The organism is Micromonospora sp. NPDC047074, assembly GCF_040643815.1.
Lineage (GTDB): Bacteria > Actinomycetota > Actinomycetes > Mycobacteriales > Micromonosporaceae > Micromonospora.
In genome coordinates, this window is sequence record NZ_JBEYVB010000028.1 from 1 (window position 1) to 18,272 (window position 18,272).

An 18,272-nucleotide genomic window follows, 5' to 3' on the forward strand; every position below is an offset into this window, starting at 1 on the left:
GTGGTGCTGTCGGGGCGTCGCGGGCGGCTGTCGATTCGGGTTTCTATCCGCATCAGTTCCAGGTGGGTCAGACCGGTAAGACGGTGTCTCCGCAGTTGTACGTCGCGTTGGGTATCTCCGGTGCGATCCAGCATCGGGCTGGTATGCAGACGTCGAAGACGATCGTGGCGGTCAACAAGGACGGTGAGGCGCCGATCTTCGAGCTTGCCGATTTCGGTGTGGTGGGCGACCTGTTCAAGATCGTCCCACAGGCCGCGGAGGAGATCCGCAAGCGCAAGTGAACCGACGCTCGTTTTGACGAGGGCCGGGAGCCGTGACGGTTCCCGGCCCTCGTCGTGCTGGTCTTTGTCCCGTGCTGCGCTCTGTCCCGTGCTGCGCTCTGTCCCGTGTTGGGCTCTGTCCCGTGTTGGGCTCTGTCTCGTGTTGGGCTCTGTCTCGTGTTGGGCTCTGTCCCGTGTTGGGCTCTGTCCCGTGTTGGGCTCTGTCTCGTGTTGGGCTCTGTCTCGTGCTGGGCTTTGTCCCGTGCCGCCGCCGGCCGGTGCGGTCGCCGGCCGGGCCGAGCGGCGGGGCCGAGCGGCGGGGCCGCTGACGGTCAGTCGGCGGCGGGGCCGGGTGGCGGTGGGTCGGCGGCGGGGCCGGGTGGCGGTGGGTCGGCGGCGGGGCCGATGGGTTGGTCGGCGGCGGGAGCTGATCGGCGGGCCGGGGAGCTGAGCCGGCCCGCCGATCAGCCGTCAGGGTGCCCCCTCAACGGGCACTCACCCGGAGCGGGCGGTGTGATCGCCGTGCATCTCGCGGAGACGCCGACAACCGAGTATGCCTGAAGCTCGACGTCCGGCGGCACGGGCGGCGGCTCGTCCGACGTCGCGGTGGCTCGTCCGGCGTCATGGTGCGAGGCGCATCTCCTTGTCCGGTGGGTCGACGAGCCGGATTTCGTAGTACCCCGGGACGTCCAGGAGATGCGCCGGGTACCGGGTCGGGTGGAAGAATCCCTGCCGCTGCTTCGCGACGGCGCACTCCGGCCTTCGGTGGGTCCGGTGCCGGTCGTAGGCTGAACGGTGATGGCTTACCTGGATCACGCGGCGACCACTCCGATGCTCGACGAGGCACTGGAGGCGTACGTCGCCACCGCCCGCGAGGTCGGCAACGCGTCCTCACTGCACGCGGCCGGCCGTCGCGCCCGGCGGCGGGTGGAGGAATCGCGGGAGCGGGTGGCCGCCGCGCTGGGCGCCCGGCCCTCCGAGGTCGTCTTCACCGGTGGCGGGACCGAGAGCGACAACCTCGCGGTCAAGGGCATCTTCTGGGCCCGGCGAGCCGCCGACCCTCGGCGCGACCGGGTCGTCTCCAGCGCCGTCGAGCATCACGCGGTGCTCGATGCGGTGGACTGGCTCGTCGATCACGAGAAGGCCGGGGTGGGCTGGCTCACCGTGGACGCCACCGGCCGGCTCAGCCCCGACGCGCTGCGCGCCGAACTTGCCGCGCACGGCGACACCGTCGCGGTGGTGACGGCGATGTGGGCCAACAACGAGGTGGGCACCGTGCAGCCGGTCGCCGAACTGGCCGCCGTCGCCGCCGAACACGGGGTGCCGTTCCACACCGACGCGATCCAGGCGGTAGGCCAGGTGCCGGTGGACTTCTCCGCGAGCGGGGCCGCCGCGCTGACCGTCACCGGGCACAAGCTCGGCGGGCCGACCGGCGTGGGCGCCCTGCTGCTCGGCCGCGACGTGCCGGCCGCCCCACTACTGCACGGTGGTGGACAGGAACGCGACGTGCGCTCGGGCACCCTCGACACCGCCGGCATCGTGGCCTTCGCGGTCGCGGTGGAGGCGGCGGTCAAAGGCCAGCAGGAGTACGCGACCCGGATCGCCGCCCTCCGCGACGACCTGGTGGACCGGGTACGGCACGCGGTGCCCGAGGTCGTCTTCAACGGCGACCCGACCGACCGGCTGCCGGGCAACGCGCACTTCTCCTTCCCCGGCTGCGAGGGGGACGCCCTGCTGCTCCTGCTCGACGCGCAGGGAATCGCCTGCTCGACCGGCTCCGCCTGTTCCGCCGGGGTGGCCCAGCCCTCGCACGTGCTGCTCGCCATGGGCGCCGACGACGACCGGGCGCGCTCCTCGCTGCGGTTCACCCTCGGCCACACCAGCACCCCCGCCGACATCGACGCGCTGATCGCCGCCCTCCCGGCCGCCGTCGAACGCGCCCGCCGCGCCGCCGCCCTCCGTACCCCCCGCTAACCCCACCCCACCCCACCCCCACCCTCCCGCCTCCGCGCCCCCTCTCCCCGCGCGATCTTGCACTTTGTGCCCACACGAATGGGACAAAGTAGCCCATAGCTGGGGCAGGAACTGCAAGATCGTCGGGTCGGGTCGGGTCGGGTTGGGTTGGGTTGGGTCGGGTCGGGCTGGGTTGGGCTGGGCTGAGGGTGCAGCAGGGAGGTCGGCGGAACCCGCGGCGGAGGCTGGCGGAGACCACGGGTGGAACACCATGGTTGTCAAAGGGCGCTGGTGACACCCATGGTGTTCCACTCGCGGGCTCCCGCGACCGGGCGCGGCGGGTGCAGCCTGTTGGCCGGGCCGGGCCGGGCCGGGCCGGGTCGGGCTGGTCGGGCTGGGCGGCGCAGGCTGGCTGGGCTCAGCGGGGCTGGCCGGCCGGGTGCCGCTGCCGGCGATCTTGCACTTTCTGCCCCTGTTCTGCGGCTTTTACGGCGTTTGCTAGGGCCGGAAGTGCAAGATCGCGTGGGCGTGGGCGTGGGCGTGGGCGTGGGCGTGGGAGGGGCGGGGGCGTGGGGCAGGGGTGGGGTGGGGATGGGTTGGGTGGGGGTGGGGGGTGCGGGGATAGGCTCGGTGGGGTGAAGGGAGTGGGCCGGTGAGGGTGTTGGCGGCGATGTCGGGTGGGGTCGACTCGGCGGTCGCGGCGGCTCGGGCCGTGGAGGCGGGGCACGACGTGACCGGCGTGCACCTGGCACTGGCCCGGAACCCGCAGACCTACCGCACCGGCGCACGTGGCTGCTGCACGTTGGAGGACTCCCGGGACGCCCGGCGGGCCGCCGACGTCATCGGCATCCCGTTCTACGTCTGGGACATGGCCGACCGCTTCCACTCCGACGTGGTGGACGACTTCGTGGCCGAGTACGCGGCGGGCCGTACGCCCAACCCCTGCCTGCGCTGCAACGAGAAGATCAAGTTTGCCGCGGTGCTGGACCGGGCCGTGGCCCTGGGCTTCGACGCGGTCGTCACCGGCCATCATGCCCGGCTCGGTGCGGACGGCCTGCTGCGCCGCAGCGTCGACCTGCCGAAGGACCAGTCGTACGTGCTGGCGGTGCTCACCCGCGAGCAACTGGACCGGTCGATCTTTCCGCTCGGCGACTCGACGAAGGCGCAGGTGCGCGAGGAGGCCGCCCGACGGGGGCTGGCGGTGGCCGACAAGCCGGACTCGCACGACATCTGCTTCATCGCCGACGGGGACACCCGCGGCTTCCTCGCCGGGCGGCTGGGCGAGGCACCCGGCGACGTGGTGGACGCGACCACCGGCGCGGTGGTGGGCAGCCACACCGGGGCGTACGCGTACACGGTGGGGCAGCGGCGCGGCCTGCACCTGGATCGCCCGGCGCCGGACGGTCGGCCCCGTTACGTGCTGTCCATCACGCCGAAGACGAACACGGTGACGGTGGGGCCGGCCGAGGCGTTGGAGGTCTCCCGGGTGCGCGCCGAGCGCCCGGTGTGGACGGGCGGTCCGCACCCGGACGCGCCACTGGAGTGCGAGGTGCAACTGCGGGCGCACGGCGACGTGGTGCCGGCGGCGGTCGAGTTGACCCCCGACGGGCTCCGTGCCGAGTTGCGCCGCCCGGTCCGTGGGGTCGCCGCCGGCCAGGCGATCGTGGCGTACCGGCCGGACCCGGCGGGCGACATCGTGCTCGGCTCCGCCACCATCGCCGGCTGACCATCACCGCTGCCGCTGCCGCTGCCGCTGCCGCTGCCGGAGGCGTCGGCATCGGGCGCAGGCGTCGCGCGTCGGGCGTCGCGCGTCGGGCGTCGCGCGTCGGGCGTCGCGCGTCGGGCGTCGCGCGTCGGGCGTCGGGCGTCGGGCGGGACCGGCCGGCGTACGGATAGTCTTCGGCCGTGACAGATCAGCCGTGGCCGTGGCCGGCCGGGGCGGCGACCGGCATCGGTTCGTTGCCCGGCACCGACATCGCCGAGGCGCAGCGGATCGTCCTCGGTGAGCTTCCCGCGCTGCCCCACCTGCCGGAGCTGCCGGCCCGGGGCCCCGGCGCCGACCTGATCGGCCGAACCGCCGGCCTGCTGGTCGAGCTGCCCGTGGAGCTGTACGCGGCCCGTTGGCGGATCGCGCCGCGCCCGGGCCGGGACCTGCGGCGGGCCCGCGACCTGATGGAACGCGACCTCGACCAGCTCGCGGAGCAGGCCGAGGCGTACGCGGGGCCGGTCAAGATCCAGGTCGGGGGCCCGTTCACCCTGGCGGCCTCCCTGGAGTTGCCGATCGGCGGCCGGATGGTGCGCGATCCCGGCGCGGTGCGGGATCTCACCGGCTCGCTGGCCGAGGGGGTGCGCGGGCACGTCGCGGCGGTCGCCCGCCGGCTGCCGCGCGCCACGGTCCTGCTCCAGCTCGACGAGCCGTCGCTGCCGGCGGTGCTCGCCGGCCGGGTGCCCACCGAGAGCGGGTTCGGCGTGTACCGGGCCGTCGAGCCGGGCGTCGCCGGGTCGCTGCTGCGCACGGTCGTCGAGGCGGCCGGCGTACCGACCGTCGTGCACTGCTGCGCGCCGGACGTGCCGCTGGAGCTGATCCGCTCGGCCGGGGCCGTCGGCGTGGCCCTCGACCTCGCGCTCGTCACCGACCTCGACCCGCTGGGCGAGGCGATCGACGCCGGGCTCGGGCTGTTGGCCGGCGCCGTGCCCACCCGGCCGGCCACCGCCGGTCGCGCGCCGACCTCGGCACAGGTCGCCGACCGGGTACGCCGGCTCTGGGACCGCCTCGGGTTCCCGCGCCGGCAGCTCGCCGAGCAGGTCGTGGTGACCCCTGCCTGCGGCCTCGCCCAGGCAACCCCGCAGTACGCCCGCGCGGCGCTCGCCGCCTGTCGGGACGCGGGGCGGCGGCTCGCCGAGGACTGAGGTTTCCCGTCGTGCCGGCGGGGCAGGATGCCGTCATGATTGGACAATTGCGCAGTGTGGTCATCGACTGCCCCGATCCCCGGTCGCTGGCCACGTTCTACTCGGAACTGCTCGGCCTGCCCGTCGACGACGGGGCCAGTGACGACACCTGGGTCGTGATCGCGGGCTCCGGGCACCGGCTCGCCTTCCAGGCGGCACCCGCCCTCCGCCCGCCCACGTGGCCCGACCCGGCGGTCCCGCAGCAGCTGCACCTGGACGTGCAGGTGGAGGACATCGAGGCGGCCGAGAGCCGGGTGCTGGCGCTCGGTGCCCGGCGACTGCCCGGCCAGGGCGAGGGCTTCCGGGTCTACGCCGACCCGGCGGGTCACCCGTTCTGCCTGGTCTTCGTCGACTGACCGCTGACGACCGCCGCTGGCCGCCGCCCGCCGCTGACGGCCCGCCCGCCGCCGCCCGCCGCTGACGGCCCGCTGGCCGCCGTCCGCCGCTGATGGCCCGCTGGCCGCCGCCCGCCGCTGACGGCCCGCTGGCCGCCGTCCGCCGCTGACGGCCCGCCGCCGCCCGCCGCCGGCCGCTGACTCGCCGGGGTGCCGTCGGGCGCTGACTCGCCCGAGTGCCGACCGTCGCCGACGGTCGTCGATCGCCTGCCGGGCTCGGCCTGGCCGGCGGCCCGGGTGGTGCGGGTTGCGGTCGGGCGGCATGATCGCGGGAATGATCGACACCTCGCTCCGGCGGGCCGCCGGGTCCCTCTTCGGCCTCGCCTACGGTGACGCGCTGGGCAAGCCGACCGAGTTCCTGACCGTCGCCGAGATCGTCCGCCGCTACGGGCCGGCCGGCCCGCGCGACCTCGACGGCGACCCGGCACTGGTGACCGACGACACGCAGATGGCGCTGGCCGTCGGTTGGGCGCTGCACGAGGCGCCGGCGCTGACGCCGGAGGTGGTCGAGCCGCTGCTGCGTCGGCGCTTCCTCGACTGGGCGGCCAGCCCGGAGAACAACCGGGCGCCGGGCATGACCTGCCTGCGCGCCTGCGCCGAACTCGGGCGTGGGGTGCGCTGGCAGGAGGCGACGGTGGCCGGCTCGAAGGGCTGTGGGGCCAACATGCGGGTCACCCCGGTCGGCCTCGTCGACGTCGACCTGGACACGCTGGCCGGGCTGGCCCAGCTCCAGGCGGGGCTGACCCACGGGCACCCGACGGGCCTCGCGGCCAGCGAGCTGACCGCGTTCGCGGTGCGGCTGCTGCGCGACGGCGCGACGCTGGCGGAACTGCCCCGGCTGCTCGCCGACCGGGCCCGCGAGCAGCGGCAGGTCTACCGCGCCGACTGGCTCGGTGACCTCTGGCAGCGCCCGGGCGTGGCCGCCCCGGCCGACTTCATCGCCCGGGGGTGGGACGAGTGCTTGGCGATCCTCGGCCGCCTCGACGCCGCACTCTCCGGCCCTGACGACGGCGGCGACCCGTGCCGGCACACCGGCGAGGGGTGGATCGCCGAGGAGGCGCTGGCCACGGCCCTGTTCTGCGCGATCCGGCACGCCGACGACCCGGTGGCCGCGCTGGCCCGGGGCGCTACCACCGCCGGCGACTCCGACTCGATCGCCGCGCTGGCCGGTGCCTTCGTCGGCGCCGCGCTGGGCATGCCGGCCTGGCCCGCCGAATGGGCCACCCGCATCGAGTACGCCGGCCAGCTCACCGCCCTCGCCCGGTCCTGGGACTGAGCCCACCCCGGCGGGACGGAGGCGGGGACAGGGCGGCGGACAGGCGCCAGGCAGGGGACAGGACGGCGGTCGGGCGCCGGGCAGGGGAGGGCAGGCCGGTCAGGCGCCGGGCAGGTGGGGCAGGCGGCGGATGCGGCGCCACAGGGCGGGGTCGCAGGCACCGGCCCGCCGCGAGAAGTCCGGCAGTGGGACGTGGGCCGGCTCGGCCAGGTCGACGAAGCTGTCGTGGTCGGCGTCGGGGTCCCACTCGCGGGTCGGAATGCGGACGTGGTCGTCCCGGTCGCTCTTGTCCTGACTGGTGATCTTCAGGACGTCCGCGCCCCGGGGATCGGCACGCAGCACCAGGCAGGGCCGCACCTTCGAGCCGGTGCCGTCGGCGTACGGGACGTCGGCCCACCAGATCTCGCCGGGACGTGGCGCGTCGGCGGGAGCCCGCTCGGCGGTGCGCGGCCGGGGCGGCGCGGTGGACCGCCCGGGCCCGCCCGGCGACGTCTTCCGGCCGGGCCGGGTGCGTGGGCGCCGGGTCGGGCGCGGGTCGCCGTCCCGGGGATTCCGCCGCCGATCGTTCCAGGCCCAGCCGGCGGCCACGGCCAGCACGATCGCCACCGCCCAGATCAACCACTCCGGCATCCGTACCCTCGCCTCGCCTAGCCTGCGGGTGCGGCGCGGACGCCGCGGGTCTCGACGGCGGGAGCGGGCCAGCGCACGTGGCCCCGCCGTCCGGCGATCCTCGCACGTCAGGGGCCGCGCCGCCGGTCGGGCGCGGCGGGTGGTCGGCGGATTGTCCCACCGGCCCGATACGGTGCCGGGGTAGCGGAATCACGGGAGGTCGCACGGTGTCCGAGGAAGCCATCGCCCAGCAGGTCACTCCGGCGCAGGAGGCGGCGGCCGGCGCCGAGCCGACCCCGGAGGCCCGGGAGCGGCACGCCACGCTCAGCCAGGAGCTGACGGACCACCAGTACCGCTACTACGTGCTGGATGCGCCGACCATCTCCGACGCCGACTTCGACCGGCAGCTGCGGGAGCTGGAGGCGCTGGAGGAGCGGTTCCCGGCGCTGCGCACCCCCGAGTCGCCGACCCAGCGGGTCGGCGGCACCTTCTCCACCGACTTCACCCCGGTCGCCCACGCCGAGCGGATGCTCTCCCTCGACAACGCCTTCGCCGACGAGGAGCTGGCGGCCTGGGCCGAGCGGGTCGAGCGCGACGCGGGCGGGCCGGTGTCCTACCTGTGTGAGCTGAAGGTCGACGGGCTCGCCATCAACCTCACCTACGAGCGCGGGCGGCTGGTCCGGGCGGCGACCCGGGGCGACGGCCGCACGGGCGAGGACGTCACCGCCAACGTGCGCAGCATCGCCGACGTGCCGGGTCAGCTCAGCACGTCGGCCGAGTTCCCCGACATCCCGGAGTTCGTCGAGGTCCGGGGCGAGATCTACTTCCCGGTGGCCGCCTTCGCCGACCTCAACGCCGGGCTGGTCGAGCAGGGCAAGGCCCCGTTCGCCAACCCGCGCAACGCCGCTGCGGGCAGCCTGCGCCAGAAGGATCCGCGGATCACCGCTTCCCGGCCGCTGCGCCTGGTGGTGCACGGCTTCGGCGCCCGCCGTGGCTTCCAGCCGGTGACGCAGTCCGAGTCCTATGCGGCCCTGAAGGCGTGGGGGCTGCCGACCAGCGACCGCTGGCGGGTGGTGCCCGACCTGGCCGGCGTCGCGGAATACATCGCCCACTACGCGGCGCACCGGCACGACGTCGAGCACGAGATCGACGGCGTGGTGGTCAAGGTCGACCCGGTCTCCATCCAGGGCCGGCTCGGCTCGACCAGCCGGGCGCCGCGCTGGGCGATCGCCTTCAAATATCCGCCGGAGGAGGTGAACACGAAGCTGCTCGACATCGACGTCGAGGTCGGGCGCACCGGCCGGGTCACGCCGCGGGCTGTGCTCCAGCCCGTCAAGGTGGCCGGCTCCACCGTCGCGTACGCCACCCTGCACAACGCGCGGGAGGTCGAGCGCAAGGGCGTCCTGATCGGCGACACCGTGGTGCTGCGCAAGGCCGGCGACGTGATCCCCGAGGTGCTCGGCCCGGTGGTCGACCTGCGTCCGGCCGACGCCCGGCCGTTCGTCATGCCGAGCACCTGCCCGGCCTGCGGCTCGCCGCTCGCCCCGGCGAAGGAGGCGGACGTCGACATCCGGTGCCCCAACTCCCGCACCTGCCCCGGGCAACTGCGGGAGCGGGTCTACCACCTCGCCGGCCGCAAGGTGTTCGACATCGAGGCGCTGGGTTACAAGGGCGCGGCGGCGCTGCTCGACGCGCACGTCATCACCGACGAGGGCGACCTGTTCTCCCTCGACGAAAAGCAGCTCACCCAGTCGCCCTTCTTCGTCAACAAGGACGGCACCCTCGGCAGCAACGCCCACAAGCTGCTGGACAACCTGGCCGTGGCGAAGGAACGCGACCTGTGGCGGGTGCTGGTGGGCCTGTCCATCCGGCACGTCGGCCCCACCGCCGCGCAGGCGCTCGCCCGGCACTTCCGCTCCGTCGAGGCGATCGACCGGGCCACCGAGGAGGAGCTCTCCTCGGTCGACGGCGTCGGGCCGACGATCGCCGCGAGCATCCGGGAGTGGTTCGCCGTCGACTGGCACCGCGAGGTCGTTCGCAAGTGGAGCGAGGCCGGCGTGCGGATGGCCGAGGAGGCCGTCGACGAGGGGCCGCGCCCGCTGGAGGGGCTCACCGTCGTGGTGACCGGCACCCTGGCCGGGTTCAGCCGTGACCAGGCGTCGGAGGCGATCCAGAGCCGGGGCGGGAAGGTGAGCGGGTCGGTCTCCAAGAAGACGTCGTTCGTCGTGGTGGGCGAGAATCCCGGCTCGAAGGCGGACAAGGCGGCCAGCCTCAAGCTGCCGGTCCTGGACGAGGACGGGTTCCGGGTGCTGCTGGACGCCGGTCCGGAGGCCGCCCGGGAGGTCGCCCGCACCGAGGAGTGACGCGCCGGGCCGAGCAGGCCGGTCGCGTCCGGGCCAACCGCCCGTCCGGCCTGCTCGGGCGCGTCCGCATACCAACTTAATTACGACTACGACCGATTCGCGACTGTCGTGCCAGCCATTGCGCCACGGAGGGCGTTTCATTGGTGGCACGGCGTGCGACCGGGTCACGCCCCGTGGACCGAGCCCTCGGGAGGTGTGATGGAGGCCGCAGACTCGCGCAACTCCGTTCCGCCTGGCCGGGCCCGTCCCTTCTTCGCCTTCGTCTGCGTGGTGCTCGTGCTGGCCGCGCTGGCCTGCGTACGCCCGCTGCTCGCCCTCCCCGGCGAGCTGCCGGAGCTGCCGGTGGCGTTCTGGGTGATGGCGGCCCTGGCCGTCGGTTGCGACGCGCGCCCGTTCGTCCCGCCCGGCCGCCGGCAGACCTCGGCGGTCTTCCCGTCCACCTGCTTCACCTTCGCCATCCTGCTCGGCTGGGGATTGGGTCCGGCGGTGGCGGTGCAGGCGGTGGCCGTGGTCATCTCCGGCTGGCGGTTGGGTCACGCCCCCTGGCGGACCGCCTTCAACGCCGGCCAGTACGCCTGCGCACTGAGTGCCGCGCAGGCGGTCACCTGGCTGGGGCCGGGGGCCATCTTCGACGGTGGCCGGCTGCGCGGCACGGACGTGCTGGCGGTGGGCGGCGCGACGGTGGCCTGGTTCGCCGTCAACTACGCGCTGGTCAGCGTGGCCGTCCGGCTGCGCTTCGGCGACCGCTGGTGGCCCAGCCTGCGGCAGGGGCTGGGCTTCGAGCTGCTCTCCACGGGCTCGCTGCTGCTGCTCGCCCCGGTGCTGGTCGCCGCGGCGCGGGCCAGCGCGGCGTTGATTCCGCTGGTGCTGGTGCCGTTGTTCGCCGTCTACCGGATGGCCCGGCTCAGCGTCGAGCAGCAGCAGCTCGCCTCCCTGGATCCGCTCACCGGCCTGCCCAACCGCAAGGCGCTGCTGGCCGAGGTCGGCGAGCAGGTGCACCTGCACGCCGAGCGAGCGGCCCGCGGTGAGCCGGGGGCGCGGCTGGCACTGCTCCTGATCGACCTCGACCGGTTCAAGAACGTCAACGACGCGCTCGGGCACGCGGTGGGGGACCGGCTGCTGGTCGAGGTGAGCGCCCGGTTGACCGGCGTCGTCGACGAGGAGACGGTCGCCCGGCTGGGCGGCGACGAGTTCGCCATCGTGATGACCGGTCTGACCGACGTCGACGAGGCCCGTGAACTCGCCGACCGGGTGGTACGCGCGCTGGCCGAGCCGGTGTCGCTGGACGGGTTGCCGCTCGACGTCGGCGGCTCGATCGGCATCGCGATCTTCCCCGAGCACGGCGAGGACTTCGCGACCCTGATGCGTCACGCCGACGTGGCGATGTACGACGCCAAGCACCGCAACGACACCGTGGCGGTCTACGCGGCCGAGTCCGACCACAACTCCGCCGAGCGGCTCGGCCTGCTCGCCGACCTGCGCCGGGTGCTGGAGTCGGGCCGTCCGGCCGGCGCTCCGGCCGGGCCGGTCGGAGCGGCAGAGCCGGTCGGAGCGGCAGAGCCGGGCGGTGCCCTGGGCGGGCCGACGGTGGTCGTCCCGGTGGGGCCGGCGCCGGGCGCAGGATCACAGGGCACCGGCGGAACGCGGGGCGGGGACGGGGCCGCACTCCCGGCCACAGGCGTGGGCCTGCCTGCCGGCGTCGGCCGCTGGCGGTTGCGCCGCAGCCGGAAGCTGACCGAGCCGCCGCACCCCGACGAGCTGATAAACCGGATCGTCACCGCCGCCGACCCGATCCGCCGCCGGGCGGCCTCGGAGGCGGTCGGCCCCGACCAGCATCCCGTGGTCCCCGGCCGCCACGACGGCGTCGGGCGGCCGGGCGGCCAGGACGCTGCGACCACCCGCCGGGCGGCCCCGCCCGCCGACGCCGGCGCGGGCGGCCACGGCGGCGACCGAGCCCCGGCGGGCCGGCCGGGCATCCGGCAGGACGCGGCACCGCAGCACGCGGCGGACGCCGACCCGGCCGTCGATGCCGGCGAGATCACCATGTACTACCAGCCGCAGATCGCCATCGCGACCGGCGAGGTGGTCGGTGTGGAGGCGCTGCTGCGCTGGTGGCACCCGAGCCGGGGAATGGTGGACCCGGAGGAACTGATCCGGGTCGCCGAGCAGAGCGCCGTGATGCGGCTGCTCACCCGCCGCGTGGTGGACGACGTGGTGGAACAGCTCGCCAAGTGGTCGGCCGCCGGACTGGCCCTGCCGGCGGCGCTCAACGTCAGCGTGCGGGATCTGCACACCGGCGAGATCGCCGACCAGATCGCCGACCGGCTCGCCCGGTACGAGGTGCCGCCCGAACGGCTGCAACTGGAGATCACCGAGGGTGCCCTGATGGCCGACCCGCGTCGGGTGCTGGCCACCATCACCCGGCTGCACCGGATCGGCGTGGGCATCGCGCTGGACGACTTCGGCACCGGATACTCATCTCTCCAGCACCTGCGTCGGCTGCCGCTGTCCGAGGTGAAGGTGGACCGCTCCTTCGTGCTGGGCATGGCCGAGGACGCCGACGACGCGGCGATCGTCAAGTCGACGATCGAGCTTGCGAAGGCGCTCGGGCTGCGGGTGGTCGCCGAGGGCGTCGAGGACGAGCGCACCTGGCGCATGCTCCACGCGGCCGGCTGCGACGCGGCGCAGGGCTGGTTCTACGCCCGGCCGATGCCGGCCGAGGAACTGGTCGGCTGGCTGGCCCGCTACCGGCCGGTCCGCCCGACGCCCAGCCCCGACGCGGAGATTCCCCGGCGGCACGCCCGCTGAGCCCGTCGCGCCGCAGGGCGGCCGGGACGCGCCGGAGGGGGAGTCGGGGACGCGCCGTCGGGGCGGAACAATAGACTCGCTCCGGTCACCGCGCGTCACGCACCATCGGCCGCGCGGCGGACACCCGGTCCGACCCGCAGCACCGTCACGAAGGGGGCACCGATGGCCGCCATCTCCCGCGAGGAGGTCGCGCACCTGGCGCGACTGTCGCGGCTCGCCGTCACGGAGGAGGAGCTGGACACCTTCGCCGGCCAGCTCGACGTGATCCTCCAGGCGGTCGCACAGGTCGGCGGGGTCGCCGCGGCGGACATCCCGCCGACGTCGCACTCGGTGCCGCTGACCAACGTCCTGCGCGATGACGTCGTGGTGCCCGGGCTGACCCCGCAGGAGGCGCTGTCGGGTGCGCCCGACGCCGAGGAGCAGCGGTTCCGCGTCCCGCGGATCCTGGATGAGGATGTGGCGTCATGAGCGAGCGCAGCGAGCGAGTCAGCAGGCTCGGCGTGTTCGTCGGTCGTGGCGCCGGTGAGCGAAGCGAGGCGGCGTCATGACCGACCTGACCAGACTGACCGCGACGGAGATCGCGGGGCTCGTCACCGCCGGTGAGGCCTCCGCCGTCGAGGTGACCCAGGCACACCTGGACCGGATCGCCGCCGTCGACGGCCGGGTGAACGCGTTCCTGCACGTCGACAGCGAGGGCGCGCTCGCCGCCGCCCGCGAGGTGGACGCCCGCCGCGCCGCGGGCGGGGAGTTGGGCCCGCTGGCCGGCGTGCCGGTCGCGGTGAAGGACGTGCTGACCACCAAGGGCGTGCCGACCACCGTCGGGTCGAAGATCCTGGAGGGCTGGCGTCCGCCGTACGACTCGACGATCGTGCAGCGGCTGCGCGCCGCCGGCACGGTGATGCTCGGCAAGACCAACATGGACGAGTTCGCGATGGGCTCCTCCACGGAGTACTCGGCGTACGGGCCGACGCACAACCCGTGGGACCTCAGCCGCATCCCGGGTGGTTCGGGCGGCGGCAGCGCGGCGGCGCTGGCCGCGTACGAGGCACCGCTGGCGATCGGCTCCGACACCGGGGGCTCGATCCGCCAGCCCGGCGCGGTCACCGGCACCGTCGGCGCGAAGCCGACCTACGGCGGCACGTCCCGCTACGGCCTGGTGGCGTTCTCCTCCTCGCTGGACACCCCCGGCCCGTGCGCCCGTACGGTGCTGGACGCCGCGCTGCTGCACGAGGTGATCGGCGGGCACGACCCGCGCGACTCGACCTCGATCCCGCAGCCCGTGCCGGACGTGGTGGCCGCCGCCAGGCTCGGCGCGACCGGCGACCTGACCGGCGTGAAGCTCGGCATCGTCACCGAGTTCGCCGCCGACGGCGTCGAGCCGGGCGTGGCGGCGGCGTTCCGCGAGTCGGTCGACGCGCTGGCCAAGCTGGGCGCCGAGATCGTCGAGGTGTCCTGCCCGCACTTCACGTACGCGCTGCCGGCGTACTACCTGATCGCCCCGAGCGAGGCCTCCTCCAACCTGGCCCGGTTCGACGGCGTCCGCTTCGGCCTGCGGGTCGGCGACGACGGCAACCGGTCGCTGGAGGAGGTCATGTCGCTGACCCGGGAGGCCGGCTTCGGCGCCGAGGTCAAGCGCCGGATCATGATCGGCACGTACGCGCTCTCGTCGGGCTACTACGACGCCTACTACGGTCAGGCGCAGAAGGTCCGCACCCTGATCACCCGGGACTTCACCGCCGCGTTCGAGCAGGTGGACGCGCTGATCTCGCCGACCACGCCGTTCGTGGCGTTCCCGCTCGGCTCGCGCACCTCCGACCCGTACCAGATGTACCTGGCCGACCTGTTCACCATCCCGACGAACCTCTACGGCGGGCCGGGCATCTCGGTGCCCTGCGGGCTCTCCGACGGGCTGCCGGTCGGCTTCCAGATCATGGCCCCGACGATGGCCGACGACCGGATGTACCGGGTCGCCGCCGCGCTGGAGAGCGTCGTCGGCACGTTCACCCCACCGGCACTGTGAGGCAGGAGCTCAGATGACGACGACACTGCCCGCGTACGACGAGGTCGTCGCGCGCTACGAACCGGTGATCGGCCTGGAGACCCACGTCGAGCTGGGTACGAACACCAAGATGTTCTGCGGCTGCCCGACCGACTTCGGCGGCGAGCCGAACACCCGGGTCTGCCCGGTCTGCCTGGGCCTGCCCGGCTCGCTGCCGGTCGCCAACCGGGCCGCCATCGAGGCGACCATCCGGATCGGTCTGGCGCTGAACTGCTCGATCGCCGAGTGGTGCCGGTTCGCGCGGAAGAACTACTTCTACCCGGACATGCCGAAGGACTTCCAGATCAGCCAGTACGACGAGCCGTTGTGCTTCGAGGGCTACCTGGACGTCGAGGTGAACGGCGAGCTGGTGCGGATCGGCATCGAGCGGGTGCACCTGGAGGAGGACACCGGCAAGACGCTGCACGTCGGCGGCGCCACCGGCCGCATCCACGGCGCGACCGAGTCGCTGGTCGACTACAACCGGGCCGGCATCCCGCTGGTGGAGATCGTCACCAAGCCGGTCCCCGGCACCGGCGCGCTCGCCCCCGAGGTGGCCCGCGCGTACGTCACCGAGCTGCGCGACGTGATCCGCTCGCTGGGCGTCTCCGACGTGCGGATGGAGGAGGGGTCGCTGCGCTGCGACGTGAACACCTCCCTCAACCTGCCCGGCGAGGAGTGGGGCACCCGCACGGAGACCAAGAACGTCAACTCGCTGCGTTCGGTCGAGCGGGCCGTCCGGTCGGAGATCATCCGGCAGGCCTCCGTGCTCGACGCGGGCGGCCGGATCACCCAGGAGACTCGGCACTTCCACGAGGACACCGGCGACACCACGCCGGGCCGCTCCAAGGAGACCGCGACCGACTACCGGTACTTCCCGGAGCCGGACCTGGTGCCGCTGGCGCCGGACGCCGTGTGGGTCGCCGAGCTGAAGGCCGCCCTGCCGGAGCTGCCCCGGCTGCACCGGCGTCGGCTCCAGGAACAGTGGGGCCTGTCCGACGCGGACATGCAGTCGGTGCTCAACGCCGGCGCGGTCGAGCTGATCGAGGCCACGGTCGCCGCCGGCACCACCCCGGCCGCCGCCCGCAAGTGGTGGCTGGGTGAGCTGTCGCGGCGGGCCAACGAGACGGGCGTGGAGCTGGCCGACGTCGGGGCGACCCCGGGCCAGGTCGCCGAGCTCCAGGGTCTGGTCGACGCCGGCAAGCTCAACGACAAGCTGGCTCGGACCGTCCTGGAGGGCGTGGTGGCCGGCGAGGGTTCGCCGACCGAGATCATGACCAACCGGGGCCTCGAGGTCGTCTCCGACACCGGCGCGCTCACCGCCGCCGTGGACGAGGCAATCGCTGCCAACCCGGACATTGCCGACAAGATCCGTAGCGGCAAGGTCGCCGCGGCCGGAGCGCTGGTCGGCGCGGTCATGAAGACCACGCGTGGCCAGGCCGACGCCAAGACCGTCCGTGAGCTGATCCTGGAGCGCCTCGGCGCCTGACGAATAGGAAAAGGCACCTTCCTGACGCCGCTGCGCGGGAAGGTGCCTTTTCTGTACGACGGCTGCGCTGATCCGCGGGGAGCCGTGACGTCGCGGCCAGTTGACCGCGCCCACCGACCGCCGAACCTGATCTGGCGGGCGTGACAGACGGTGACCGCTGATGATGTGACTGAGTGTGACGACTGGGTGTGGGCGGGCAAGGCATTCGCGCGCCCCCTTTGCTTTGCAGCCACGGACGCACCACCCTGTTCAACAGCAATTATGTCCAGTGGGTTCCGCCGGCCTTCACCAGCGGAACCCTACGTTCCGTTACTGGTGCGTTCATGGCTGCAGAGCAAAGCGTCCGGAGGGGGAGTTGGCGGCGGGCGGAAGCCATTACTCAAGGTGATGCCGGCACTTAGGTGATGCCGGGGGCGGGGTGGGCGACGCAGCTCGACAAGCGACCAGGTCAGGCGAAGGCCAGCGGCGGGGGCGGGGGCGAGGGGCCGGGTGGGCCGGCGCGACGTTCAGCGGGTCGGGGTGGGGGTGACCGGGGCCGGGACGCCCGCCCGTGGGTCCTCCACGATGTGCCGCTCCAGGTTCACCTGCGCCTGGCCGGTGCCGCCGACGGTGATGTCGTCGTATGCCTGGAGCAGCTTGTCCTGGTCGAAGTAGAGCACGCTCATCGACAGGGGGGTGGGCTTCTCGCCCTCCAGCCCACGCAGCCCGGCGCCACCGGTGGAGCCCTGTACCAGCAACTGGGTGGGCATCTGCCCGGGCATCTCGGGCAGTTTCGAGACCTGCCGGCTGTGGGTGTGCCCGGCGAGCACCAGCGGGCAGGCGCCCGACAGCGGGCCGGCGGAGGCGGGGTCGTGCACCAGCGCGATGTTCACCGGGCTCGGCGAGCTGCGCACCGTGGCGGCGAGTTGTTCGCCGGCGCCGATCACCTGGTCGGCGACCTGTTGGGTGAGGCCGCTGCCTGCCGGCGAGGTGTTCTTGTCGGGGGTGAAGCGCGGGTCGCCGATGCCGGCGATGGTCAGGCCCGCGACCGTGGTGGTGGTGTTGTTCAGCACGATGGCGTTCGGCTGGCGGGCCACGGCCGCCGCGGTGCGTCCCGAGTCGTGGTTGCCCCGGATGTAGACGTACGGCTTCTTGAGCAGGCCGATCGAGCCGACGTAGGAGGCCTCCGGTTCGCTGCCCCAGTCGGTGATGTCCCCGGTGTCGATCACCACGTCGATCCCGAACTGCTCGACGACCGTGCGGATGAGCTGCCAGCCCGTCGGGTTGAGGTGCATGTCGGAGACGTGCAGCACCCGGGTCGTGCCGGGTGCGGGCTCGTAGACCGGCAGGGACGACACCGTGGTGTAGAGCTGGCTGACGTTGCCGACGATGCGCTGGAGCTGCTCCGCGTACCGGGTGTAGTCGTTGGCGATCCGCCGGGCGTCACCGACGATTGCCGGGGCGTTGACCAGCAGTCCCTCGTAGCGCGGCTCCTCGATGGCCTGTGGCCGGATGGTCGCCGCGGCGACGCCGAGGCTGCCGGTGGTGACCGCCAGCGCCAGCCCGCCGGCCCACGCCGCCCGGCGCGTGTCACGGAAGACCAGCAGGGCCAGCAGCAGGGTGACCAGCACCGCCGAGGCGAGGGTCCGCAGGCCGAGCCGCAGCACGCCCTCACGGACGTCCTCGACGGCCGACTGGCTCGCCCGGTTGATGCTCGCCGGATCGTCGAGCAGCGCCTCGGTGCGGCTCTGGTCCAGTGCGCCCAGCTCCACGGTCAGGTGCGTCGGCCCGTCGTGGCTGTCGAGCAGCAGCGCGCCCAGGGGCGGGACGTCGACGGTGGTACCGCCGCCGACCGCCGGGGCGACCGAGAGGTCGGCGTGGAACGGGCCGATGTCGGTGCTCACCCGGCCGCCGGCGAGCACCCCGATCACCACCCCGACCAGGGCGACGACGAGGACCGCCAGGGTCACCCCGGTCGCGCGGAGGGCCCGTCGGCCGGATCGGCCGGCGACGTCGCGCCGGAACACCGGGCGCCGGGCAGGACCGGTCGCCGGGGTGTCCTCACCCCGGTCCACGTGCTGCTCGTTCTCCTCGCCGTCCATGTTGAGATTCTGACCTGCCCGTTGAGGGATCTTGGGAAACCTGGACGTGCC

Annotated in this window: 13 protein-coding genes; 11 read left to right on the top strand and 2 right to left on the bottom strand. The window is 73.8% G+C overall.

From position 1 onward, the window contains the following. From ABZ809_RS25040 to ABZ809_RS25065, 6 genes are all read left to right on the top strand, one after another. Nucleotides 1-281 (top strand): electron transfer flavoprotein subunit alpha/FixB family protein (locus tag ABZ809_RS25040; RefSeq protein WP_357565034.1); only part of this gene is annotated, 281 nt, incomplete at its 5' end. A 777-nt stretch (nt 282-1,058) separates the two neighbouring features. Continuing rightward, nucleotides 1,059-2,234: a cysteine desulfurase family protein gene (locus tag ABZ809_RS25045; protein WP_357565036.1), complete on the top strand. Its 1,176-nt coding sequence runs from the start codon at nt 1,059-1,061 to the stop codon at nt 2,232-2,234. Nucleotides 2,235-2,865: 631 nt separating this feature from the next. After that, nucleotides 2,866-3,939, top strand: coding sequence for a tRNA 2-thiouridine(34) synthase MnmA (gene mnmA / locus ABZ809_RS25050; RefSeq protein ID WP_357565037.1), 1,074 nt, complete (start codon nt 2,866-2,868; stop codon nt 3,937-3,939). Nucleotides 3,940-4,118: 179 nt separating this feature from the next. Then, a complete protein-coding gene (locus ABZ809_RS25055) occupies nt 4,119-5,123 on the top strand; it encodes a methionine synthase (RefSeq protein WP_357565039.1) in 1,005 nt (334 codons plus the stop codon). A gap of 35 nt (nt 5,124-5,158) precedes the next feature. Continuing rightward, entirely contained in the window at nt 5,159-5,518 is a 360-nt protein-coding gene (locus tag ABZ809_RS25060) for a VOC family protein (protein WP_357565040.1), read from the top strand. A 313-nt stretch (nt 5,519-5,831) separates the two neighbouring features. After that, nucleotides 5,832-6,833: an ADP-ribosylglycohydrolase family protein gene (locus ABZ809_RS25065; protein WP_357565042.1), complete on the top strand. Its 1,002-nt coding sequence runs from the start codon at nt 5,832-5,834 to the stop codon at nt 6,831-6,833. 99 nt (nt 6,834-6,932) lie between these two features. Here the strand turns inward: ABZ809_RS25065 and ABZ809_RS25070 are convergent, their stop codons facing one another. Beyond that, nucleotides 6,933-7,463, bottom strand: a complete 531-nt coding sequence (locus ABZ809_RS25070) for a type II toxin-antitoxin system PemK/MazF family toxin (protein ID WP_357565043.1) — start codon at nt 7,461-7,463, stop codon at nt 6,933-6,935. Nucleotides 7,464-7,669: 206 nt separating this feature from the next. Here ABZ809_RS25070 and ligA point away from each other — a divergent pair, with 206 nt between their 5' ends. The 5 genes from ligA (at nt 7,670) to gatB (ending at nt 16,140) form a co-directional block, all read left to right on the top strand. Further along, nucleotides 7,670-9,805: an NAD-dependent DNA ligase LigA gene (gene ligA / locus ABZ809_RS25075; protein ID WP_357565045.1), complete on the top strand. Its 2,136-nt coding sequence runs from the start codon at nt 7,670-7,672 to the stop codon at nt 9,803-9,805. Nucleotides 9,806-10,003: 198 nt separating this feature from the next. Beyond that, complete coding sequence (locus ABZ809_RS25080; protein WP_357565046.1) at nt 10,004-12,613, top strand: bifunctional diguanylate cyclase/phosphodiesterase; 2,610 nt, start codon at nt 10,004-10,006, stop codon at nt 12,611-12,613. 162 nt (nt 12,614-12,775) lie between these two features. Continuing rightward, nucleotides 12,776-13,081, top strand: a complete 306-nt coding sequence (gatC, locus tag ABZ809_RS25085) for an Asp-tRNA(Asn)/Glu-tRNA(Gln) amidotransferase subunit GatC (protein WP_357565047.1) — start codon at nt 12,776-12,778, stop codon at nt 13,079-13,081. A gap of 76 nt (nt 13,082-13,157) precedes the next feature. Beyond that, complete coding sequence (gene gatA, locus ABZ809_RS25090) at nt 13,158-14,633, top strand: Asp-tRNA(Asn)/Glu-tRNA(Gln) amidotransferase subunit GatA (RefSeq protein ID WP_357565048.1); 1,476 nt, start codon at nt 13,158-13,160, stop codon at nt 14,631-14,633. 13 nt (nt 14,634-14,646) lie between these two features. Next, nucleotides 14,647-16,140 carry an Asp-tRNA(Asn)/Glu-tRNA(Gln) amidotransferase subunit GatB gene (gene gatB, locus ABZ809_RS25095; protein WP_357565049.1) on the top strand — a complete coding sequence of 498 codons (1,494 nt, stop codon included), beginning with the start codon at nt 14,647-14,649 and terminating at the stop codon, nt 16,138-16,140. Between the two features lie 506 nt (nt 16,141-16,646). Here the strand turns inward: gatB and ABZ809_RS25100 are convergent. After that, complete coding sequence (locus tag ABZ809_RS25100; protein WP_357565050.1) at nt 16,647-18,221, bottom strand: metallophosphoesterase; 1,575 nt, start codon at nt 18,219-18,221, stop codon at nt 16,647-16,649. Between the last annotated feature and the right edge of the window lie 51 nt (nt 18,222-18,272).